General features: G+C 52.5%; 17 protein-coding genes. 7 read left to right on the forward strand and 10 right to left on the reverse strand.

The genetic code is table 11. The features are described 5' to 3' along the window. The first annotated feature begins 9 nt into the window (after positions 1-9). Entirely contained in the window at positions 10-432 is a 423-nt protein-coding gene (locus tag LZ463_RS18165) for a hypothetical protein (RefSeq protein WP_241457226.1), read from the forward strand. A 158-nt stretch (positions 433-590) separates the two neighbouring features. Here LZ463_RS18165 and LZ463_RS18170 read toward each other — a convergent pair whose 3' ends face one another. Further along, positions 591-2,483 carry a glycoside hydrolase family 16 protein gene (locus tag LZ463_RS18170; RefSeq protein ID WP_241457227.1) on the reverse strand — a complete coding sequence of 631 codons (1,893 nt, stop codon included), beginning with the start codon at positions 2,481-2,483 and terminating at the stop codon, positions 591-593. Positions 2,484-2,913: 430 nt separating this feature from the next. Next, complete coding sequence (locus LZ463_RS18175) at positions 2,914-3,744, reverse strand: ExbD/TolR family protein (RefSeq protein WP_241457228.1); 831 nt, start codon at positions 3,742-3,744, stop codon at positions 2,914-2,916. Between the two features lie 30 nt (positions 3,745-3,774). Between LZ463_RS18175 and LZ463_RS29130 the strand changes: the two genes are divergently transcribed. Beyond that, positions 3,775-3,906, forward strand: a complete 132-nt coding sequence (locus tag LZ463_RS29130) for a hypothetical protein (protein WP_277624092.1) — start codon at positions 3,775-3,777, stop codon at positions 3,904-3,906. Positions 3,907-4,009: 103 nt separating this feature from the next. Further along, positions 4,010-4,618, forward strand: a complete 609-nt coding sequence (locus LZ463_RS18180; RefSeq protein ID WP_241457229.1) for a hypothetical protein — start codon at positions 4,010-4,012, stop codon at positions 4,616-4,618. Positions 4,619-4,693: 75 nt separating this feature from the next. On the opposite strand, the gene LZ463_RS18185 is transcribed toward LZ463_RS18180, so the two are convergent. After that, a complete protein-coding gene (locus tag LZ463_RS18185; RefSeq protein WP_241457230.1) occupies positions 4,694-5,944 on the reverse strand; it encodes an acyltransferase family protein in 1,251 nt (416 codons plus the stop codon). Positions 5,945-6,426: 482 nt separating this feature from the next. On the opposite strand from LZ463_RS18185, the gene LZ463_RS18190 reads away from it, so the two are divergent. Further along, the gene (locus LZ463_RS18190; RefSeq protein WP_241457231.1) at positions 6,427-7,446 is read left to right on the forward strand and encodes a hypothetical protein; all 1,020 of its coding nucleotides are present in this window, start codon (positions 6,427-6,429) and stop codon (positions 7,444-7,446) included. Then, positions 7,443-8,459 carry a DUF2157 domain-containing protein gene (locus tag LZ463_RS18195; protein WP_241457232.1) on the forward strand — a complete coding sequence of 339 codons (1,017 nt, stop codon included), beginning with the start codon at positions 7,443-7,445 and terminating at the stop codon, positions 8,457-8,459. The genes LZ463_RS18190 and LZ463_RS18195 overlap by 4 nt, the downstream gene beginning before the upstream one ends. Before the next feature lie 44 nt (positions 8,460-8,503). Here LZ463_RS18195 and LZ463_RS18200 read toward each other — a convergent pair whose 3' ends face one another. Beyond that, positions 8,504-9,163, reverse strand: coding sequence for a glutathione S-transferase family protein (locus LZ463_RS18200; protein ID WP_241457233.1), 660 nt, complete (start codon positions 9,161-9,163; stop codon positions 8,504-8,506). Positions 9,164-9,290: 127 nt separating this feature from the next. After that, positions 9,291-9,920 (reverse strand): hypothetical protein, encoded by a 630-nt coding sequence (locus LZ463_RS18205; protein ID WP_241457234.1) that lies wholly within the window; start codon positions 9,918-9,920, stop codon positions 9,291-9,293. A gap of 299 nt (positions 9,921-10,219) precedes the next feature. Here LZ463_RS18205 and LZ463_RS18210 point away from each other — a divergent pair, with 299 nt between their 5' ends. Then, on the forward strand, positions 10,220-12,715 hold the full coding sequence (locus LZ463_RS18210) for a DUF4962 domain-containing protein (RefSeq protein WP_241457235.1): 2,496 nt from the start codon (positions 10,220-10,222) through the stop codon (positions 12,713-12,715). Positions 12,716-13,065: 350 nt separating this feature from the next. Further along, a complete protein-coding gene (locus LZ463_RS18215) occupies positions 13,066-15,099 on the forward strand; it encodes a di-heme-cytochrome C peroxidase (RefSeq protein WP_241457236.1) in 2,034 nt (677 codons plus the stop codon). Between the two features lie 86 nt (positions 15,100-15,185). Here LZ463_RS18215 and LZ463_RS18220 read toward each other — a convergent pair whose 3' ends face one another. The 5 genes from LZ463_RS18220 to LZ463_RS18240 form a co-directional block, all read right to left on the reverse strand. Then, the gene (locus LZ463_RS18220) at positions 15,186-15,875 is read right to left on the reverse strand and encodes a YajG family lipoprotein (protein WP_241457237.1); all 690 of its coding nucleotides are present in this window, start codon (positions 15,873-15,875) and stop codon (positions 15,186-15,188) included. A gap of 275 nt (positions 15,876-16,150) precedes the next feature. Further along, positions 16,151-17,158, reverse strand: a complete 1,008-nt coding sequence (locus LZ463_RS18225) for a substrate-binding domain-containing protein (RefSeq protein ID WP_241457327.1) — start codon at positions 17,156-17,158, stop codon at positions 16,151-16,153. Between the two features lie 40 nt (positions 17,159-17,198). Beyond that, on the reverse strand, positions 17,199-18,563 hold the full coding sequence (locus LZ463_RS18230; RefSeq protein ID WP_241457238.1) for an MFS transporter: 1,365 nt from the start codon (positions 18,561-18,563) through the stop codon (positions 17,199-17,201). Positions 18,564-18,695: 132 nt separating this feature from the next. Continuing rightward, positions 18,696-19,352: a beta-phosphoglucomutase gene (gene pgmB, locus LZ463_RS18235; RefSeq protein WP_241457239.1), complete on the reverse strand. Its 657-nt coding sequence runs from the start codon at positions 19,350-19,352 to the stop codon at positions 18,696-18,698. After that, on the reverse strand, positions 19,345-21,759 hold the full coding sequence (locus LZ463_RS18240; protein WP_241457240.1) for a glycoside hydrolase family 65 protein: 2,415 nt from the start codon (positions 21,757-21,759) through the stop codon (positions 19,345-19,347). Before LZ463_RS18240 ends, pgmB begins: the two co-directional genes overlap by 8 nt. Positions 21,760-22,064: the final 305 nt, after the last annotated feature.

Consider the following 22,064-nt stretch of genomic DNA (forward strand, 5'->3'; position numbering starts at 1 on the left):
AATTTGGACTTGACCAGACAAATCAAAGAACGCGCCCGCAAATTCGGCAGCTGTAATGTACAGCAGACGGATTACCTCGCCCGCCTCTACAACAAACTCCCTGCTGTTGAAGCAGTGGAAGCAGCACTAGCTGTATTTACTACACCGACGGATGCTGGTGACAATTTCGATGAACAGGAACTTGCCGGTTATCTACTATGGACAGGCAAGCATTCTTGTCATTTACCAGCCAAAGAAGTTTTGTCCGCTCTATTAGATAACTGGAATCTCAGTGTCGAAGAAGTCCCCTGGTATCTGTGTCGTGAATTTGGGCAAGATACTGTCATGAAAGCGGTTGAAGAACTGATTGACGATGCATCTTCATCGTATGCACACAAGACTTTGAGTACATTGGCATTTTGGGTGCGTAATTACAAACCTCCTGCACAATAAACAATCCGACCATTGTTTGCTCATGACAACTGGACAGGGAATCCACCTGTGCCTGTCAATATTCATCAAGGTGTTGCAGGGAATAATTCGCACACATCTTGCGATCAAAAGAACAGCCGCAAAACCTTCACGACTGTTCCTTTCATCCTCCCAAAAAATCACTTCATCGTAAAACTCTGCTGCCCCGTATCAACCGCATAGTTCTTCGCAACATCCCAATAAGTAAAACTGTATTTCACAAGATCCCCCGCCTTAAGCCCGCTGACTGTATAGCTGTTGTTACCGCCGGATTGCGTCATGCGAAAGTTTTGCTGGCCGCCGCCATTGACTGTGTAGTGCACGTCTGCCCACGACGATGTATTGATACCAAATTGCAGCGTGCTTGCGTTGATCTGTGTGGCGCTGCTTGAAATCGGCGTAGGCGTGGGCGTAGGCGTGGGGGTCGGTGTGGGCGTAGGCGTGGGGGTCGGTGTGGGCGTAGGAGTCGGCGTTGGGGTTGGAGTGGGTGTCGGCGTAGGCGTAGGTGTAGGGGTTGGTGTCGGCGTTGGAGTCGGTACACCAGTATCCCAGATAATATCGTCAACCGCCCACTGGAAAGTACTGCCGGGCAGGCTGCCGTCAACGCTGAAAATCTGGAACAGGTCAGACATGGATTGCAGGGCGATCAGGTTGCCTGCGAGTGCAGAAATGGGGATGGTGGCGGTGCCCCAGTTGCCGTCGCGTACCAGGCCGTAGGTGGCCACGTTTGCAGGGAAAGTGACAGCGCCCTGGTTGGTATAGGTGTCCCCAATGCCGATCTTGAAGGAGACGTTGGCGGGGATTTTGATCTTGAACTTGAGCGTGCCGTTTCTATAGTTGCTCATGTCATGCGCCTGGCGTGATTGTATGCTGCTGCCAAACCACTGGTTGGCAGCAGTGTAGTTCCAGGCGATGACGTTACCGCCTTCATACGGTGCGGTCGTGCCTGCTGACATCGATGCCTGGTTCCAGTTCCACACGTCGGCGCTGACGCCTACCGTCTGTTTGTTATTGACGGCCGTCAGGTCGGTGAAGACGCCAAATTTGCCAACCTCGGGCACATTGGGGTTACCGACTTTTACCGAGCCTTTGCCATCGAGTTCATAGACGCGCACATAATCGACATACATGGTGCCAGGCAAGGGTGTGGTGACTTGTGCAGGCGTTGCCGCATCAGTGAAATTGCCGCCGACAGCGAGGTTGAACAAGAGGTAGTACGGTGCCTGCAGCGAAGTGGAATTGACGGGCAAGGGGTTTTGATACATATCGCGTTCTACCCCGTTATCGGTGACGGTGAAGCGCATCTGGGTATCGGTCCAGTACAGACGGTAGGTGACGAAGCGGTTGATCAAAGGGGTTGAGGCGATGTACCAGTTCTTGGTTTGCCATGCAGTTGAAGCGGCGCAGCTGGGGTTGCCCGGCACGCAGGCGGCGTCCTGATAGGTGATGACATTGGAGCCGACATAATTGTTGATGGCCGGATAGCCAGCCAGTGCCCTGCCGGCATTGCTATGGCCCATTTCCATGATGTCGATTTCGCCGTTGCGTGGCCAGGTTTGCGGGCTGGTGCCCAGCATCCAGGCAGCGGGCCACAGCCCTGTGCCGACCTGCGGTGTGCTGATGCGCATTTCCACCATGCCGTACTGGACCTGTACTTTGCCCGCAGACGAAATTTTGCCAGAGGTGAAGACGTTGCTGCCTATGACCTGGTTTTTTGCCTGGATGGCCAATGCGCGCGTGCCGGGTTCAAAGGGAACGTTTTGTATCGAGACATTGTTGGGGCTGTAGTATTCGAGTTCCTGGTTGCCATAGCCGCACAGATTGATCTGGCAGCCATTGCCGTCATAGGCTGTCCACAAACTGTTGTTGAGGCTGGCGCCATTGAATTCTTCTGACCAGAGCAGTTTGCCTATCACAGGATTGGTGACGCTGGCATTGGCTTGCGGGCCATAGGCCAGCAAGATACTGGCGGTGATGGCTGTCAGTGTGAAGCTGTGTTTAAGTCTGTTGAGATGATTGTCCCGCTGTTTCATCGTGCCTCCGTATTGTTCAATTTAAAGAATGAATGAGACGGATTGACATAGAAAAGCACTGTCAATAAACGTCTGTCTGGACCGTGTGCAAAGACCATTGATATCAATTCCCGAACTGGCTTCCATTTAATTCCTGCTTAAAATTCCTGCTTAATCGCCATTTCATTTACATTTAATTGGAAACGTTTCCATTCGAGAATTTAAATATTGATATTAATTTTATTTTTTGTCAATGTAATTTTTACATCTGAATATTTTGTTGCAATATTGGTAATATCACTATCCATGCGGACGCAAAACGTGGAGCAAGACGCGGATTGTCTGCGCCAGGGCGGGCATTTGTGCACTCCTGCGCATCAAGAGTATGTACCTTCCGAAACCCGACACCTGAAAAGTGAGAAGTACTTTTTAGCGTGCTGACAAGTAACGATTACTTCATCTTCTTCAGTTGCTCCAGCAACTGCTTCTGCTGTGCCTCGAGTTCGGTTACACGTAGTTGCTGTGTCTTGAGCTGCTTGTCTTCTGTTGTATTTCGTGTTGAATTTCCAGCGCTCTGGACGACGATCATGTATTTATCGATGGATGCCGAATGCAACATGTTGATCAAATCTACGTAGGCTTGAATTGGCGACTCTTTATCTGCACTGATGAGCGCATAGACACCTGGATTTGATTTTTTTGCCTGCACGATTGCGTCAGCCAGCCTGGTCATCTTTTCGTGCTTGTTGCTTATATTTCCGTCTTTTAGTTTTCCGTCTTTGTCGCTCAATTGCATGGCGTAGTCACCATTGGCATCAATCTGGACACTGAGGTAGGCAGCATTCCTGACCGGGCTGTCTGCCGGTACTCGCACGGTACATTGGCTCGTTTCTGTGGTGATGGTAAATTTGTCGACGGTTTGCATGAGCGCTGTGGAGGCGACATCGATCAGTGACCGGAACTTGACGCCCTGCCCGGCTTTGATGTTGATGCTCACATCGCTTGTACCATTTCTCATCTCCTGCAATTTTTTATTTAATGCCTCAATATCAGTTGCGCTACCCAACTTGCCTGACTTGTGGAGGTTTTTATCCTGTTCTGACGCAAGAACATAATCCCCTTTTGCAGTCAGTGATATGGTCAGTGCGGCTGTTTTACTTGCATTACTCACTGCAACCGGTGTCAGATTATTCTTGCTGGCAGTACTTTGAGCCTGAGCGTCAGGCATAGCAGAAAATACGCTCACCAGAGTGATCAAAAGGGCAAATTGCTTCGTTTTCATTTCAGATAGCGCAAGGATTTTAAAGTCAACATGCGCCAGACCTTAACCCAATTCGCTGCTGGCATCAATGCTCTTCTTGTTACGACAGTCACTGATCGCGATAAACATCTGTCTGTCGTGCTCATTGAAGATACCATCATCCGCGAGCAGTCTTCACCATGATCAGCGCAGGACATGGGATACTGACAACGATATCATATCAACCTGCCAGAAATTTGATGGCAACCATGGATGCGCCCTTCTCCAGACATGACATGATCCACCCATGACAATCGAGCTGAAAATTTATCTGTGCGCCTGGATCACCTATTGCACCCTGTGCGCTTACCTGTTGTATGCAGACAGAAAATCATACCCTGTCAAAGGCTATAAGGCTTTCTTGTTTGTTCGGTGGAAGTTGCTGACGTTTGGCATCGCTGCAACCGGTATCACCGTGGTTGCGCCTTATACGGCTGACCCTACCTGGGACTATGTTGACGCAGCCATGATGTCGGTGCTGACGTTTTTGACTGCGCCGTGGGCGGTGGCTTGCATTTACCTGGGTTTGCGTGGCAAGGCTGGCGTCCGGCAAGTAATGGTGGCGCTGGCTTTGTGGATGTTTTCTGCCAGCTGGTGTTATGACCTGTACTTGCTGCTGCGTGACGGGCAATACCCGATCACCTGGGACGCGAATATCTACGCTTCGTCGGTTTTGTATTTCAGCGCAGGCTTGTTATGGAACCTGGAATACAAAACCGCGCGGGGTGTGACTTTTTCATTTCTTGAAGCGGGATTCCCATCCAGGCCGGCGCATGCGGGTTTCATGAAAATTGCCTTGTTTGGTTTGCCCTTCATGCTTGTAGCGATTTGCAGTATTGTCTATTTCCTGGTCTGAAAATCCTGGTCTGAAAAACCGGCCCTCTGAAAAAATACAACACTGCACATGATCACATTTTGTTCTATTGCCTTTTCAGTCAAGCACCGGATTGTCCCGTTGAAATGCACCGGGTTTTCGATTGAGCAGGCGCCACCACAGACCTGTTTCAAACACGCGGCTGAATACCCAGGCAAAGGCAACTGAAGCACCTGTGCCTATCACCACGAGCAGGGCAAAATGCAGGTGCTGGTAGTTGGTTGGCAAGTGCAGGCTTTCTATCGCATGGTGGGTGGCGGCCACGATGGGGATGTGTACCAGGTAGAGTGAATAGGAAAAACTGCCTGTCCTGGTCAGGATTTTATTTTCCAGGAAGCGTCTTGCAGTATGGTCCGGTGCAATACTGCTCATCCAGATCAGGAAAATGGCGACCAGGGTGGCGAAGGTGATGTCGATTATTTTTTCGCGCGCAAAGAAAGGCCCGACCGACTGGGCGTCGACAATGGCGTAGCGCTGCATCAGCACGACAAACAGTACAAGGAAGAACAGGCCGACAGGCGCCAGCACACGCCATTTCTTTTGCATGCGCTGCTGATGGTTTTCTCCGTGGACAAACCATGCAGAAACGATGCCGATCACAAAGACGAACAAGAAATACGGTGGCCTGAGTACCGTCATCTGCCAGTCGGCCAAAGGCTGGGGCAGATTATTTGATGTCGCGGTCAACCCCCAAGCCAGCAGGCCCCCTGTGATCAGGAAGGCAGTGCCGCCACTGCGGCGCAATATCCAGACAAGCAGCGGAAAAAGAAAATACAGATGCCATTCGAGCGCAATGCTCCAGAACGGTGTGTTGATGGTATTGAGCAAAGGAAAAAAATCCTGTATCAGCGCAAAATTGGTCAGCAGTATCTGCCAGGATATCGTGGGTGTCAGGCCAGTGGGATGACGCCCCCAGGCGCTTATTGGTACGAAAAAATTGACCAGTAAGATCAAGACCAGCGCCGCATAATAAGGCGGCAAGATACGGAAAGCCCGCGCCTTGAAAAAAGCTTTTGTACTCACAGTCAGGTGGTTCTTGTTCCTGGCTACGGGCAAGCCCAGGCAAAAACCGGACAGTACCAAAAACACGACCACGCCCAGGTGCAGGTAAAGCAGCACATTGAGGGGCTTCATCCACAAGGATTTGTGAGAATCCCAGCCATAGGCAAACAACCGACAATGGCCCCACAATACCCAAAGCGCAGCTACGGCGCGCAAGCCATCAAGGAATTGCAGGCGGAATGGTACATCACCGGCAAATATTGAAGAAACAGATGCAGATGGCGCTGGTACTGGCTTGGTTGACATAGAAATCGAGGGTTACTGCACAAAAGCGCAATTAAAGTACAAAAAAATAGTGCACTTTAACACTGTGCCAGCATTTGTAGAAAATATGCGCTGCAAGCTGTGCTCACGTCGACCTGGGCATAGTGACACTGACTGCATCACTTTTCCCTGGTGGACATGAATGCTTTACCCGATGATCTGCCACAATCGACGAAGAAGCCCGGACCGGACTCAAGGCTGTCCCTGTCATTTCTCAATCGATTCGCTATGGAAACATGGTACTTTGATGTGTGGCGAAAATGTATCGACTTATCATGATTCATCATGATTTATTATGCGATACTTTGATTCTGACAATTGAAGACCTTACTTGAGCAGGAAATCCAATTGAGGCTACGGCTTTTGACACGTGGTGAAAGCCGGCAGCAGCAGACAAAAATCATTGATCACATATTCAATAACCAAGCTGTAACGTTTGACGTTAACACTCTCCCAAAAAAATTATGACGAGCAAATCAGTCAAAGAACAACTACAGCAAGACATCGCGCTCTGGCATGCCGATGGCTTGATCGAGAAACCTGCCTATGAAATTCTGTCCCGTCGCTATGAGGTGAGCAGTTTCGGTCTGATCGGTGTGGTGAAGTATTGCGGTATTTTTGGCGGTTTTTGTGCTTTTCTGGGATTGATGGGTTTGATCAGCGCCTTGTCGCAGTCGGTGGCGTTCGCTGCGCTGGTGGGGGCAGCCGTCAGCATCGGTCTGACCTGGGGTGGTTTGCGGCTGGCGGACGATGTGCAGCAGCGCTATGCCACTTCGTCGAAGTTCATTGTCACGCTGGGCATAGGCATGTGGGCCGGTTCAGCAGGAACTTTTTTGGGTGGAGTTTTGCATCTTGAGGAAGGCGCGGTGCTGCTGACCACCGGCTTGCTGACGATACCGCTGGCCTTTTACCTGGCGTACCAGCGTCATAATACTTACCTGCTGGTCCTGGCCTTGCTGGTGCTGTTTCACTGGGCCGGTTCATGGTCGTCCATGTTTGGCCGCTCCACTTATGCACTGGAGATCCAGGACCCAAAGATGATGAGTGTGCTTGCCTTTATCGCCGTGGTGATAGGTTTTGAGCATGAACGCAAGGCCTACCCTGCCACGGGACGTTTTTACCAGGCATGGCAGGCAGTCGGGCTGGTGTACCTGAATATGTCTTTGCTGATTTTATCGATCTGGCACCATTATCAGGGTGAGAATGGGTATTGGGTCATCGTTTTCAGCGCCGCCACTGTTGCCCAGATCGTGGCGGGTGCGCGATTGCACAGTGGTTTGCTGCGCGGCTTTGGCATCACTTTCTTTGGCATCAATCTGTTCACGCGTTTTCATGAACATTTCTGGAGCCAGCTTGATCTGGGCACCTACCTGGCTGCTGGCGGGGCATTGTTGCTGGTCACCGGTGCGCTGATGGAAGTCCTCACGCGCAGCCTGAGCCGTGCTGACCACAGCGTTCAACACATCGATGGAGGTGCAGCATGAACCAGCGCAGCCTCAACCGTGCCGTACACAATGAACTTGATGACCTGGTCGCACAGAAGATCATCGACGCCGTACAGGCTGAACAGATCAAACTGCGTTATCCGGCCGAGGCGTGGAATATGCTGGCCCTGGTACGTTCATTCACCGTGCTGGGTGTACTGACCTGCGTAGCAGGCATACTCATTCTGCTGCGTGAACACATGAACTGGTGGCTGGTGGGCGAGGCTGCCCTGGCCGGTACTTCTTTGAGTTGCCTGGCATTGGCGCACTGGCTTAAAACCAGCCGCAACATGCCCATCCTGGCAGAAGCGCTGGAACTGGCAAGCGGCATGGCTTTGCAGGGTCTGACCGTCGTGCTGGCTTTGCATCACCCCAGTGGCAGCAAGAATTGGCCTGCACTGGTGGGCGTTGATGCTGCCCTGTTGCTGGTGATGGCATATGCGCTGGCTAACCGCCTGCTGCTGTGGTATTCACTGGCGCTGTTCTTTTTCTTTTGTGGCGCAGAGACGGGTTATGTCTCTGGCTGGGGGGCATATTACCTGGGCATGACCTACCCTGCCCGCTTCCTTGCTATTGGTGCCGGTGTGTTGTGTCTGGCTTGGGTGCATGTGGAATTTTTACGTGGCCGTCTGGCACCGTTTGCGCGGGTGTATTTTCACTATGGTCTGTTGCTGATCAACCTGTCGCTCTGGTTTTTAAGCGTGTTTGGCTATTACGAGAACCATGACGTGCGCTGGGACGATACAGAAGGTGAACGGTTCATATTTTCTGTCTTGTGGGCGGCAGTGGCAGGTGGATCAGTATGGGCCGGCACGCGTTTCAACCTGCAACTGTTGCGCGGCTATGCCTACACTTTTCTGATGATCAATCTGTACACTTTCTATTTCCAGTTTTTGGTCAGCAAATCACCGTCGCTGTGGTTTTTCCATCTGCTGCTGGTCGGCGGCAGCCTGCTTGGGTTGGGGATTTATGTTGACGGGCTGCGCAAGAAAAACCCTGCGCAAGCCGATTAAGCAATCGGCCGCCTGTCAGCCCAAAGACAGGGCGGCCTGATTGTTCAATCCCGGTCTGGCGCACCAAGCGGGAACAGCGGGCGATATTGCCGCGCGTCTTCTACTGCCCGGGCAAAGGATGGGCGAGCCAGCAGGCGGCTGCGGTAGGCGCGCAACAGCGGGTATTTGTCAGCTATAGGATGGGTCCAGTCGGCATAGAATAATGAAGGCGCCGCTGCGCAGTCTGCCATGGTGAAATTGTCGCCGCTGGCCCAGGTTCTGCCTGCCAGATGTTTTTCCAGCCAGGCGTAGGCAAGTTCGAGTTTGGTAACAGCCTGCTCCTGCGCTTCCTGCCGCTTGACGACATCACCTGTCAGGGCACCGCCAACTGCATGCTGCACCGGGGTCATGACGTGCAGGTCAAAGAAACGGTCCATGAAGCGCACATTCAGCGCCGCTTTTGCATCTACCGGTAGCAGGCGTACTGGTCCGGGATGAGTCAGTTGCAAATACTCGATGATGATGCTGGTCTCTGCGATGTCTTGTCCATCATCGACCAGCAAAGGGAACTTGCCCAGCGGCCAGCGCTGCAACCACTCTGCCACATGTTCCGGCGTATCCGGCCCTATGCAGCGGAATTCAAACGGCGTGCCGTTCTCGTGCAGCGCAATCAGCACTTTCTGTGTATAGGAAGAGAATGGGTGACCATAGAGGGTAAGTGACATGACAGATACCTTATAGATGTAGGGCCTGGCTTGCGCCGCAAGTGTTTTGTCCGACTATTCTATAACCATATATCGGAAAACAATAAGCCCCCTCCAGGCAGCTTATTGGCTGTAATGACATCAGCGTTCAGGCGCGTACATAACGGCTCTCGACAGCAAATGTTGTCGCGGAATTGCCGACGGCCTGTATGGTAAACAGCTCACCGTTGCGCAGCATGAAAGCGCCCTGACTACTGCCGGAAGCAACCTCTTCAGTCCAGGTAAATACCGTGTCCTTGAGTGTAATTTTCCAGACACTCTTGCCATTGACGACTGAAGATGACACGGCATTGCCAACAAAACTGATCACGGCGCCATTGGCACTGGCATTGACGACATCAACCGAAGAAGCGACGGTTTCCCCGGTCAGCATTTTGACGCTGGCATTGGCTTCTGTCCTGACATGCTGCGCTGACAGGATCGGTGCATTGTAAGTGCCCATAGCAACAACGGCGCCTGCGCAATTGAGGTTTTCATAGTACTCAATTTTTCGCGAAACCGACAACGCAGATCCGCCACTGCCGGAAGTGATCGTGGTAGTTTCCATGATGCGTCCCTGACACCCCTGGTTCCAGACGCCAGCATATTTGCTCAACGGACCTGTGCCTGTATCTGCCGGTGCCACAGTCGCAGGCGTACTGCCACCAGACCCACCACCACAAGCAGCCAGCAACATGGCCATGATTGCGCTAAAACCCGCTAATTTGATTTGTTTCATTTTACGTCACTCATTAATAAAAAATTACCCGTGCGCATTATGGCAAAATTGCAACAACTTGTAAAATTGAAATAATAGAGAAACAACTTGCTATATAACAAGCTGGGCGGTTAATGAGGTGCATGAAGATATGGTTTGAGTACCGGGGCAATGACCACATCAGCCAGGCATCGTTGCCAGAGCTGGCCCATGAACCTAAAAAAAATGAATCCAGATGAATATACGCAGTCATTTTCATGACAAGAAAGTGAGTAAAAACTATGTATCTGCAAGCGCATATCAAGAAGTTTTTTAAAATTATGCCGGTTTTTTGTTCATGCCTGCCGGTCTTCCTGCTAACAGTCAGCAGCGGCGATGCATTTGCTGACAGTGCCAAGGGCAAGATGCCGGCAAAACTGGTCCTGCAGGCACCACCAGCAGGCGTCACAGTCGTGGCAACGTATGACGGCAATATCTATAAGGCGAGATTCAATCAAACCTGTACGCCGAATCAGGTGGCGGATTTTATTTCCGGCCTGTCCCAGCTTTATGGCAATGTTTATCCTGAAGATTGCGGTATCTCAAAAACCAAGTCCCCGGTATTGCAATGGCCTGAGGGTTATCTGCCGGTGAATACCTCCATTGCAGAGCCCTGGAGTATCAGCATCATCAAGGATGGCCAGCCCTATCTGTCGGCCACCAGCAAGTACCCGCAGTACCAGTTGCCAGGCAACCTGCCTGTTGGCAGTTACGAATGGACGGTCAGCTACAAAAACAGGAATGGTACGACGCCGCAGAGCCAGACAAGGCGTTTCTATGTCGATGCCAGTGCCATTGATGTCGCCAGTTACACGCCGACCCAGATCGTCAGCACAGCAAAAACAGCTGCCAGGCCACGCATGTTCCCCAGGGGTCTGAGCAAAGAAGCCATGCTGGCCAATATCAACCTGACTGCCAGCACCCCGTTTGCCATTCTGAAAACCAAGGCCCAAGCCATACAGACCAAGCCTATTGATCCGGAACCGCAGAAACGGCCTGTCAACACACCGACCCCGATTGAATATACGACCTGGCTGATCTCGCTGAACGGCATAGCCTCAGCCGCCGCCAGTGACATGAATTACCTCGGGTATGTATCCAAGCTGACCAATGACACTGGCATGGCAGCGGCCGGCAAGGCGCGCCTGCTGGCCCTGGCGGACTGGGACCCGGTCAATGGTGTCAGCAACTATGCCTTCCAGGACCAGGCGGCACGCCAGGTTTTGTTGGGGCTGGCCAAGGGCTATGACTATTTTTATGATGACCTGAGCGCGACGGAAAGAAACAAGGTTATCGCTGTCATCAAGACCCGAATCGAGCAGATGCTGCCGCTGGTGGCCACCCAGCATTTGCACAAAAAAGACTCACATGGCGTGACCAATGTCGGTTTTCTGCTGAACGTATTGCTGTTGCTGGCGGGTGATCAGAACTTCCCGGAAGCAGAACAATATCTGCGTGATACCTACACGACCTTCCTGGTCAGCAGCACTGCACAGGGTGGTGACGATGGTGCATTCCAGAATGGTACGGGTTATGGCTGGTATGTCGCCACCCTGCTCGAAACCCTGATCAACATCAAGTCTGTCACAGGCTACGACATCAGCAACCAGCCTTACTATGCGAAGTACATTGACTACCTGATGGCTTTCACCGCACCGCTGTACAGGCAGTTGATGACGCCGTTTGGTGACGATCATATCTACAACTATGATTACCAGGCCTATTCATTCGACACCTTGCAGCCATTTGCCTTGCTGACGCAAAACGCCACGCATGAATGGTATTACCGCGCAAACCCGGCTAATCTCACCGCCCAGCCTACCCGCCCGCTGTATTATTTCAACCTGGTGGCCATGGGAGCCAAGCCCGTCACGCCCGTTGCTCCGGCGCGTGACAACTGGTTCTTCCCGAATGCCGGCATCGCCTCGCTGACGAGCAGCTTCACCGATGCGAACAGGTCCAGCGTCGCCTTCAGGTCCAGTGAGTGGGGGGCCTATAATCATTCGCATGCTGACCAGAACAGCTTTACCCTGGTGTCCAGGGGGCGCGACATGCTCATCAGCAGCGGCTATTATTACTCCTATGATTCAGAGCATCACCGTCAGACCCGCTCAACCCGCTCACAGAACGCACTGACCTTTGACGGCGGCATAGGTCAGTCAGAAGCCCCGACAGCGGTGTCGCCACCCAAACCAACTGCCCCGGTATATACATCGGATGCCGCAGGTCAGCTCTATAACGGCGGGGAGAGCAACGGCGTTGCCATTGTCACAGGTGACGCCAGCAAGGCTTATCGCCGCCTGGTCACCAGCGGTACCCCATCGACATGGGCACCCCTGCTGGATAATGCCGTGCGCTCCATGGCCTACTTCAAGGATGAGCGTATTACCGTCATCTATGACTGGGCCAACAGTGCAACAGCGCGCAGCTGGGAACTGAACTTCCATGCACTGCAGCCGTTTAGCCTTGATACGGTCGGCATGGCCAAGGTTGTCAATAACCCGTCGTCGATTTGCATCACACACCATAATTTCCCGTCGGTGATGACAACGACTGATCAGGTTGACGTCCCACCGGACAAGCCTTCGGCACCGCAGTATCACCTGCGTTCCACGGCGACAGCCCCAAGCAAGGAAATCACCGCCGTCACCGTAGTACGTGAAGATTGCTCTGCAACGCCGGTTGAGGTCAGCGTGAGAGGCAATGAGGCCGTCGTCATGATAGGCAGCAAAGGAGTGGACTTTAACAAGAAAGTCGTGTCCATCCTTAAGAAATAGACTATTAAGAAATAGACTATTGAGCAGGCAAGCTCACTGCAATACTGCCTGCCAATCTGCTCTGATGATCACAGTTCATGCCAATGACTGTGATCATTTTTTTGTGTACCCGGCGATTTTATTCAATGCACTGACAGCCCTGATCATGGCTGATGCATCAAAGCTCCCTTCCTGCAGCCTTCATTCGGCATGTCAAGTAGCGCCTGTCAAATTGTTGTTATTTTTACACAAATTCATGAGCAACCGGGAAAAATCCCTATAATTGAAATAGATATTAAATTTGCAATTTAATATTCCAATTCTGACGATAGTCCTTGCATTGCCACTATTTGCCAATTAGCGGAGTCCACATGAAAATCCCTGAAGTAAAACTCAAAAAAAGACATGGCCTGTATGTGCTGATTCTGCTGTTCCTCATCCCGCCACTGGTGATTGCACTGGCGCAACGCTGGCAGGTATCTGATGATGACCCTGACCGTGGTGCAACAACAGTCAAAAACGATGTGTTTGGCGATAGTGCCAGCAAGATCGTCTACCTGGAACAAAACTGGAAACCTGCGCAGAGCCTGTGGTTTTACACCACCACCCAGGGTTCCAACCTGTTGCCTTATGATTTTTTCCTGGTACTGGAACAGGCAGGCAAACCAGAATTGTTCCGCAGTGATGAAAACATCAACCGCTACCGCTACCTGCCGCAGAAAAAAACCTCAAGCAACCCGGACGCCCTGCCCGTCGGCTTTGTCAAAGACAATTACCTGAAAAAAGACTACATGGGTTTTACCTGTGCAGCCTGCCATACAGCGCAAATCAATTACAAAGGCACCGGCATGCGTATTGACGGCGGCCCGGCAACAGCCGACATGTCCGGATTTTTGCAGGGACTGACCGAAGCCATGGTCGCCGTGCGCGACAAGCCGGAAGTGCAGAAACGTTTTGTGCGGGCAGTCATGCAGCTTGGCTCTTACAGCTCTGAAGCTGAGGTCATTGCCGACATCAAGACCTATACCTTGCGCCTGACCAGCTACAACATCATCAACCACAGCCCTGTCGATTATGGTTATGCAAGGCTGGACGCCTTTGGCCGCATCTATAACCGTACGCTGGAACACCTGCTCAACCGTAAGCAGATAGAAGAAGTACTGGGCAATTTGTTGAGTGAGGCTGAAGTCAAGACCGCACTGGAAGGCTTTGGCGAAAACATCAGTTCCAGTGACAGGGACAAGATCATCGAACGTGTGGCCACTTCCCCCAAACAGATCGTCAAGCTCAGGCAGGAACTGTTCATCAAGGCGGATGCGCCGGTCAGCTATCCGTTTTTGTGGGACATCGCCCAGCATGACTATGTGCAGTGGAATGGCCTGGGCGGCAATGGCGGTCTGGGGCCGCTGGGACGCAATACCGGTGAAGTGATCGGCGTCTTCGGCTCACTGGACTGGCATGAGGGTTCGCGGTTTTCACTGGCTTCGCTGATTGCCGGACAGGGCCTGAAAAAGAAAACCGTCGAATATGACAGCTCTATCAATACACAAAACCTGCGCCGCATAGAAAGCCAGCTGGTCGATCTGCAATCCCCCAAATGGCCGCAAGACATATTGGGCAAGTTGGACCAGACCCGCATCAAGCGCGGCGCCAGACTGTTCGACAAATATTGCGTGAGCTGCCATGCAGAGATTGACCGTAGTTCGCCCGAGCGCCGCGTGGTCGCCCATATGTCCAAACTGGAAGAGGTCGGCACCGACCCGACCATGGCCAATAACAGTGTCAACTACACCGGTTATTCAGGCATCCTGCGCAATCAGTACGTGGGTGCGGGTGTCGGCGATGTGCTGCTCGATAAGAAAGCGCCGGTTGCTGCTCTCCTGACCAAGGCCACTTTGGGTGTGGTGACAACACCGGATGCCGACAAGGGCTTCATACGCCGCTGGTCTGAATGGCTGTACAACATCATCACGGCGTTCTTCAGTAATGAGATCAAGGACTCCAACAAGCATGGCAACTATATCCCGGATACGACGATGAACCCGTATTCGTCACTGCAAGCTTACAAGGGCCGTTCGTTGAATGGCATCTGGGCGACCGGGCCTTATCTGCACAATGGCTCAGTGCCTACCCTGTACGACCTGCTGTTGCCAGCCTGTTCATCCGAGCAGAAAGATGGCGAGTGCAGGCCAGAAAAATTCCAGGTTGGTTCACGTGAATTTGATGCAGAAAAAGTCGGCCTGAAGAGTACCGGCTACCAGGGCTTCACTTTCGATACCCGTCTGCCCGGCAACCTCAATACCGGTCACGACTATGGTACCAAGGCGCCCAAAAACCCCGGAGACCTGCCCATGCTGAGCAAGGAAGAGAGGCTGGATTTGCTGGAGTATCTGAAGGATCAGTAAGTGTTATGAATACGGGAAACCATCTTCATGATGATTTCCCGGCATGCTTTACCGGGTCTGGCTATTCAATTGCCAGACCCAATTACTTACTTCTGCAAATCCTTAAGTTTGATCGCGGCTTCTGCCTCATAAGCCTGACGACCTTTGTCTACGGCTTCAATCCAGGCACTGTCAGTGGCAACCTGCCTGGAATCTTCGGTATGGACGCTGACCGTTGTCGGTGAGCCGGAACCGGAGACATCAATCACGGTCTCTATATTGGCATTGAGCTTGATCGCCCAGAAGCCAGGTTGAAACCATGCCCAGAATTGTTTGATGTGAACATCCAGCACGATCATGTCAGGACGGGAAGCGTCTATTTCTTCGACACGATAGCCGGCTTTTTTCAATGCGTTTTTCAGGTCATTTTTTACTACGCCGGTCACAGTCTGACCTTCTCCCAGCAATACATCGCCAAGGGCTTTGCCAAAGGTATTGCGCTTGCGGGCAATTGCTTTTGCCTTGATCAATTCTGGTGACCCCTTGGCGCCTTCGGATCCCAATGAAGGCGTACTTGGTTCTTTGGGCGCTTCTTCAAAAACACGCTCATCTTTGACCGAGCGGATAAAAACTGTCTTCCCATTGCTGGCGCTCTGGGTTTGGGCAGACACAGCTGTTGCGGTCGCTGGGGTTGTAGCGGTTGTTGAAAGTTTGACTTCGCTGCGGCTGGTGGCACAGCCGGTCAGGACGGCAGACACCAGCAACAAGGGAATGGCGAGATATTTTGTATTTAACATGGATAATTTTGAAAATAGTAATGTGTAATAGTAATGTGAGTAATGTGATATTACGTCTGATGAGCCATGATCTTCAATCATGCTCAAAATGATTCACTTGATCTGACTCAAGTCGCTTCAAGAAAAGTGGCAAGCATTATGACAAGTCCTGGCGGTTTTGCGGGAAATTATTCGTCTGTTGTGTATCAACGAGAATTTTCAGTATGGAATTGGCATTATTTCCCAGACGAGCCAGAACACAGCATGCAGAGCAGGATGAGGAGGAATGAGTATCGCTAGGCACAAGGACCGGTCGTGCTGCCAGTCAACAGCACCGGCTGCCACAGCACTTGCAGGTCTGCTGCCGGCGTGCCATTGATCAGGGCCAGCAGCATTTCGCTCATCTTTGCACCGGCGGCCCTGGCGTCTGGTTGATCGATGGTGGTGACCTGGTCGCCGACCAGGGTGTCTTCCATATTGCCCCAGACGATGACGGATATTTCTTTGCCTATGTCGACACCGGCATCCATCAGCGCACGCATGGCGCCGACGCCGGACAGGTGGTTATCAACAATGATGGCACTGGGCCTGGGTGTGCAATTCAACAGCGTCTGCACGGCCAGGTAGCCACTGCGCCTGTCCAGCGCATCCTGGATCAGGTAACGGGTATCGATATCAAGATGGGCTGCACTCATGGCTTCGATGAAACTGCTGCGTCGCTGGCGGGCGAAGTTCAGTTCCAGCGGTGCGCTGACCAGGCTGATGCGCTGGTGGCCCAGGGCCAGCAAGTGCTGCACAGCCAGCCGTATGCCATTGGCGTTGTCATAGTCGAACCAGGCATAGGGCCTGTCGGTCTGGGTGCGGCCATGGGCAATGAAGGGAAAGCCCTGCTTGGACAGGTAGGCAATACGCGGGTCTTGCACCATGGTACGACTAACGATGAGGCCGTCGACGCGCCTGCCCTTGACCATCTGCTCATACGATGGCAGTTCATTGCCGGGTGAAACAGGCGCAATCATCAGGTTCATCTTGCGTGCTTCCAGCGCTTCTGCCATGCCGCCGACAACGCCCAGGAACATGGGGTCGCCCAGGTCCGTCGGCTGCAAGGGATAGATCAGGCCAAATACATTGGTGCGCCCGACCGCCAGGCTGCGCGCCATGGGGTTGGCTTCGTAGCCAAACTTTTCTGCCGCCGCCATGACCTTCTTGCGTGTCTGCTCACCGACTTCTGGGTAGCCGTTCAAGGCGCGACTGACTGTGGTCTTGGACATGCCAAGGCTGGCGGCGAGCTCCTTGAGGGTTATGGGCATAGGGTAATGGCGGCAATGACAATCGAAAGCTGGATTATATACCGCCGCTCACTCTGTCCGGCTGCTCCAGCCTGGCAATGGCACGCCTGAAGAAAAACAGGCTTAACAGGATAACACTGAGCGGCAACAGCGACAGGTAAAAAGCCGTCTGCCCGCTCAGCGCGCCAAAGACATAACCGGTAATCATGGACCCGCTGGTGCCGCCCAATGCAGAAAACAGCACCAGCAAACCCGTCATCGCCGCATGCCGATGCGTGGGCAAAGAACTGAGCATGACAGAATTGATGCCGGGGTAGACCGGCGCCATGAACAGGCCGATCAGAGGAAAGATGAAGGCTGCCAGGGGTGCATTGCTCCAGCGCAGGTCAGGGTTGGCAACGATGTCATGCGTCAGGGGCAGGGTCAGCAAAACCAGGGCAGCCATGCTGAGCAGACAGATGTTCAATACCAGGTACCAGTTCAGCTTGCGCATGACAGCACCGGCACTGAGCCGGCCTATCGCCAGGCAGGCGGCAAAGATGCTGGTGGCCTGTACGCTCATGGCGACCGGCATCTTCAGGATTTCATTGTTGAAGGTGGGCAGCCAGGTGCCTATGCCCTGCTCCAGCAACACATATAAAAACGCCGAGATGATATAAACGCAGACGAGGGGACGCGCCATCAGTTTAAGCATATCGGCAAAATCGTCAAACAAGCCGGGTTGACCCAATTGGCCCTGCCTGTATTGCTTGTTTCTTTCACTGACCAGCCTTGCTTCAAATTCTTCAAAGCGGGTGGTGGCAATCAGCATGAAGGTTGTGGCGCACAGAGCAGCAAGCAGCCAGTAGACATGCAACCATGATGCTGATGCAGGGTTGTCAGCATCGATGAAGTAAGAGAATATCCAGTAGCCGCTCAACACACCGACCATGAAAAAGCCTTCCAGGGTATTCATCAGGCTGGCATGCTGCTTGCGGTCTGCACTGACCAGGCCTATGGTGGAATACACAGATACCTTGACCAGGGCAAAGGCCACACCTACGCTCAAGAACAGGAGCTTGCTCATCAAAAATCCGGGCAACAGCGGCATGGTGGCAGAGCTGAGCGTGACAATGCCCAGGCCAGTCAGCATGGCGCGTTTATAACCCAGTCGCGGCAGAAAAGAAGCCACGCAGAACGAGACTATGCTGATCGGCAAGTCCTTGAAAGCCTCAAGCACACTGGCCGCCGACTTGCTGACACCATAAGTCTTGATGACTTGCAGTATCACCGTACCAACGCTGTTGAGCAAAATGGCGAATACAAAGTACAGCAGGAACAGCGCCAGGATGATGCGCCGCCGGTTATAGTGCTGGCTGCGCATCTGCTGGCTTTGTATCTGCTCGCTCACCTCTGCGGGTGACGCCTGAGTGTCATACATATTGTCTCCGTCTTATTTTTTATTCCCCCTCCTTCAAGGGGAGGGTCGGGGTGGGGATGGGGTTTCAGTCAATTTTCATCATTTCAATGACAACCCGATCCCATCCCATTCACCAACATCAGCTACATACAATCATTCTTTCAGATAATCCGGCAAACTGAACTGATCCAGCCCGGCAATCACCACATCTGCCTCGGTCAATACCGCCGGGCTGCCTACGCCAAGGGCAAACATGCCAGCGGATTTGATGGCGCGTATGCCGGCTATCGAATCCTCCACACCAAAGCAGTCTTGCACCTGCAAACCCAGGCCCGCTGCTGCCGCCAGAAAAATTTCCGGGTCTGGCTTGCTGTTACGTATGTTGGCAGCATCAACCACAAATTCAAACTGGTCAGCAATACCAAGCCGCTCTATCACTGCCTGGGCATTTTTGCTGACGGATGCCAGCGCCGTCTTCAGGCCCGCAGCACGTATGGACTGCAAGGCAGCCGCCGCGCCGGGCAGCAGATCGGCCGGGCTGAGGGCGGAGATCAAGTCCTGGTAATCAAGGTTTTTCCGATGCGCCAGGGCCAGTTTATCTGCTTCGCTGAATTCTTTACCCGATGCCTGCAGGATCAGGTTCAGCGAGCCCATCCTGTCCACGCCTTTCAGTTGTTCGTTGAAGGCGGCATCAAAGCTGGCGCCTACGCTGTCGGCCAGTTTTTTCCAGGCCAGGTAATGATAGTGGGCAGTGTCGGTCAATACACCATCCAGGTCAAAGATCACGGCGCGGTAGGCATATTTACGCATGGTTTGGCTCCTGTGCAGGCATGGACAACATCCATACCGGCTGCTCCGTTGTCAATTCCAGCACTTGCCCCCCATGGTTCAGCTTGACGCCATTACCGCGCAGCAGGCGATAGGTGGCATGCGACTGGTTGACTTCAAGTTCCAGCAATTGCCCCTGGAAGTGGACGCGGAACTGATAGTCCTGCCATTGTCTTGGCAATACCGGCGCAAAACTCAGTTGCGCCCTGGTTTGCTCCCCACTGCCTCCTTCAGTGTGTACATGCCTGATGCGCATGCCGCCAAAACCGTAGGCGATGCCAAGCCAGGTGCCGCCCATGGCGGCAGTGTGTACACCATAATGCGTATTGCCGTGGGTATTGTCGAGGTCCAGTCTGGCGGTTTGCATGAAGTAATCGTAAGCCTTGTCGTGATAACCGACTTCTGCCGCGATGATGCTGAAGATGCAGGTGGACAGCGACGAATCATGGGTAGTCACAGCTTCGTAAAAATCGAAATCGCGGCGCTTGTCGTCAAGCGCGAACTGGTCACTGAGCAGGAGCAGGGCCAGCAGCACGTCAGCCTGCTTGCAGACCTGGTGGCGGTAGATCACCAGCGGGTGGTAGTGCAAAAGCAGCGGGTAGTTGTCTTTGGGTGTGGCGGCAAAGTCCCAGGGCTTTTTATTGAGGAAGCTGTCGTCCTGTTCATGAATACCTCGCTCTGCATCATAGGGCAGGAACATCAGTGCAGCGGCACGCTGCCAGGCATCAAGCTCTGCATTGTCCAGGCTGATTTTTTTTGCCAGCTGGTGATAGTCCTCTGCATGCTGCGTCTGCAATTGCGTGACGATATCAACAGCGAAGCGCAGGTGCATTTGCGCCATGGCATTGGTGTAATAATTGTTGTTGACTTGCGCCGTGTACTCATCAGGGCCAGTGACTTCATTGATGCAGAACACTTCTTGCTGCTGACCACGCATGCGGGTGAAGTGACCGAGCCCCATCCACAGGCGCGCTGTTTCCAATACGATTTCTGCACCCTGCTTCAAGAGAAAATCGGTATCACCTGTGGCTTCCATATACAGCTTGATGGAATAGGCAATGTCGGCATTGATATGGTATTGCGCCGTACCGGCCGGGAAGTAGGCAGAGCATTCTTCACCATCGATGGTGCGCCATGGGTAAAGTGCGCCGCTGGCATGTGACAACTGACGCGCCCGTTCCCTGGCTTGCGGCAGGTATTGATAACGGTATTCCAGCAGTTTTTTGGCAATCTCGGGTTTGTTGTAGAGGAAGAAGGGGAAGATATAGATTTCTGTATCCCAGAAATAATGGCCTTCATAACCTTCACCGGTCAGCCCCTTGGCAGCGATGTTGGTTTTACCGTCGCGGCCTACAGATTGCAGCAGGTGGAACATATTGAAGTGTATGCCCTGCTGCAAGGCGGCATCGCCTGAGACACGTACATCCGCCTGCGCCCAGAAATCATCAAGATAAGCACGTTGCGCCTTTGCCAGTTGCGTAAAGCCTTGTACCTGCGCCATGACCAGGGCCTGCTTGCTTGTTGTCAGCAGCGATGCCGCCGGAAAATCGCGGGAAGAATAATAACTGCAAAACTTTTCCAGGCAGATGACCTGGCCCTGTACGGCATCCACATCAAAACGCTGGCCGATTTTTTCGCCTGACTGCTGCAACGTGCTGGTGTAGGACGCGGTGGTGTGCAGGCAGTTCTGCTGGGCCGTCGCCAGACACAGACCACTATTATGGGTGCGGTGCAAGGTGGCGGTAAAGTCACCGTCCTGCATCACTTCAAGCTTGTGCAGCACGGGGCCGCTGATGGCGGAGCCCACACGCGGGTCATCGCCTGCTTCAATATTCTTGACGGCGCTGTCTATACTGGATGTCAGGCTGATACGGCCAGAAAAATTCAATGGCGTGACTTCATAAGAAATCGCGAACAGATGCTTGTTGTCAAAACTGACCAGACGCTGGCTGTGCAGACGTATGCTGCGCCCTTTGGGAGATGTCCATTGGAGAGTGCGTGTCAGCAAACCGGTCTTGAAATCGAGATGACGCTGGTACTGGTCAAGACTGCCCCGCTGCAAGTCAAAGACTTCATCTTCGATGTGCAGTTCTATGCATTTTGCATTGGGCACATTGAGCATGAACTGATTGGTACGCGCCAGGCCGTAAGCATTTTCCGGGTACTGTATGGCTTCAGATTCATAAAAGCCATTGAGGTAGCTGCCATTCAAGGAAGGGACATTGGCGCGCTGCTCACCCTCTTCAGCGCAAGCACGCAAACCTATGTAGCCATTGCCAAGAGCGAACAGGGTTTCATTGAGCTGATTATTCACATCAGCAAGACTTTGCTCGGTAAGCCCCCAGCTTTCTGGCGGAAAAGACAGATGCGTGGCATCAGATAATTGCACAGTGTCGTCCTTCATTTTTATTGTGTCTGGCTGTTGCAATTGCTTGTTGCATTTGGCCATTTAGTAGTGAAATCCGGTTATTTCTTGTTTATTGAAAAACTCAAACCGGTTTGGATTTAAAATTAATTCTATTCAAACCGGTTTTAAAAGTCAATAAACTATTTTCAGATGAATGGCAAGGTATGTGATTAATTGGGGAATGCCAGGGTGAACAACAGGCCGAAATATGCCTTGCCGCAATGCTAATTTATTTGATGTCCAAGCAATAACACGGCCGTCAGAGAACATTGAAAACACAAATCACT

The sequence above is a fragment of the Undibacterium paludis genome (assembly GCF_022568815.1).
Lineage (GTDB): Bacteria > Pseudomonadota > Gammaproteobacteria > Burkholderiales > Burkholderiaceae_D > Undibacterium.

What these genes read in the sequence shown, in the direction of transcription:
- LZ463_RS18170 (WP_241457227.1), bottom strand. Translation starts at nt 2,483, where the DNA reads ATGAAACAGCGGGACAATCATCTCAACAGACTTAAACACAGCTTCACA.
- LZ463_RS18175 (WP_241457228.1), bottom strand. Translation starts at nt 3,744, where the DNA reads ATGAAAACGAAGCAATTTGCCCTTTTGATCACTCTGGTGAGCGTATTT.
- LZ463_RS29130 (WP_277624092.1), top strand. Translation starts at nt 3,775, where the DNA reads ATGCGCCAGACCTTAACCCAATTCGCTGCTGGCATCAATGCTCTTCTT.
- LZ463_RS18180 (WP_241457229.1), top strand. Translation starts at nt 4,010, where the DNA reads ATGACAATCGAGCTGAAAATTTATCTGTGCGCCTGGATCACCTATTGC.
- LZ463_RS18185 (WP_241457230.1), bottom strand. Translation starts at nt 5,944, where the DNA reads ATGTCAACCAAGCCAGTACCAGCGCCATCTGCATCTGTTTCTTCAATA.
- LZ463_RS18190 (WP_241457231.1), top strand. Translation starts at nt 6,427, where the DNA reads ATGACGAGCAAATCAGTCAAAGAACAACTACAGCAAGACATCGCGCTC.
- LZ463_RS18195 (WP_241457232.1), top strand. Translation starts at nt 7,443, where the DNA reads ATGAACCAGCGCAGCCTCAACCGTGCCGTACACAATGAACTTGATGAC.
- LZ463_RS18200 (WP_241457233.1), bottom strand. Translation starts at nt 9,163, where the DNA reads ATGTCACTTACCCTCTATGGTCACCCATTCTCTTCCTATACACAGAAA.
- LZ463_RS18205 (WP_241457234.1), bottom strand. Translation starts at nt 9,920, where the DNA reads ATGAAACAAATCAAATTAGCGGGTTTTAGCGCAATCATGGCCATGTTG.
- LZ463_RS18210 (WP_241457235.1), top strand. Translation starts at nt 10,220, where the DNA reads ATGCCGGTTTTTTGTTCATGCCTGCCGGTCTTCCTGCTAACAGTCAGC.
- LZ463_RS18215 (WP_241457236.1), top strand. Translation starts at nt 13,066, where the DNA reads ATGAAAATCCCTGAAGTAAAACTCAAAAAAAGACATGGCCTGTATGTG.
- LZ463_RS18220 (WP_241457237.1), bottom strand. Translation starts at nt 15,875, where the DNA reads ATGTTAAATACAAAATATCTCGCCATTCCCTTGTTGCTGGTGTCTGCC.
- LZ463_RS18230 (WP_241457238.1), bottom strand. Translation starts at nt 18,563, where the DNA reads ATGTATGACACTCAGGCGTCACCCGCAGAGGTGAGCGAGCAGATACAA.
- pgmB (WP_241457239.1), bottom strand. Translation starts at nt 19,352, where the DNA reads ATGCGTAAATATGCCTACCGCGCCGTGATCTTTGACCTGGATGGTGTA.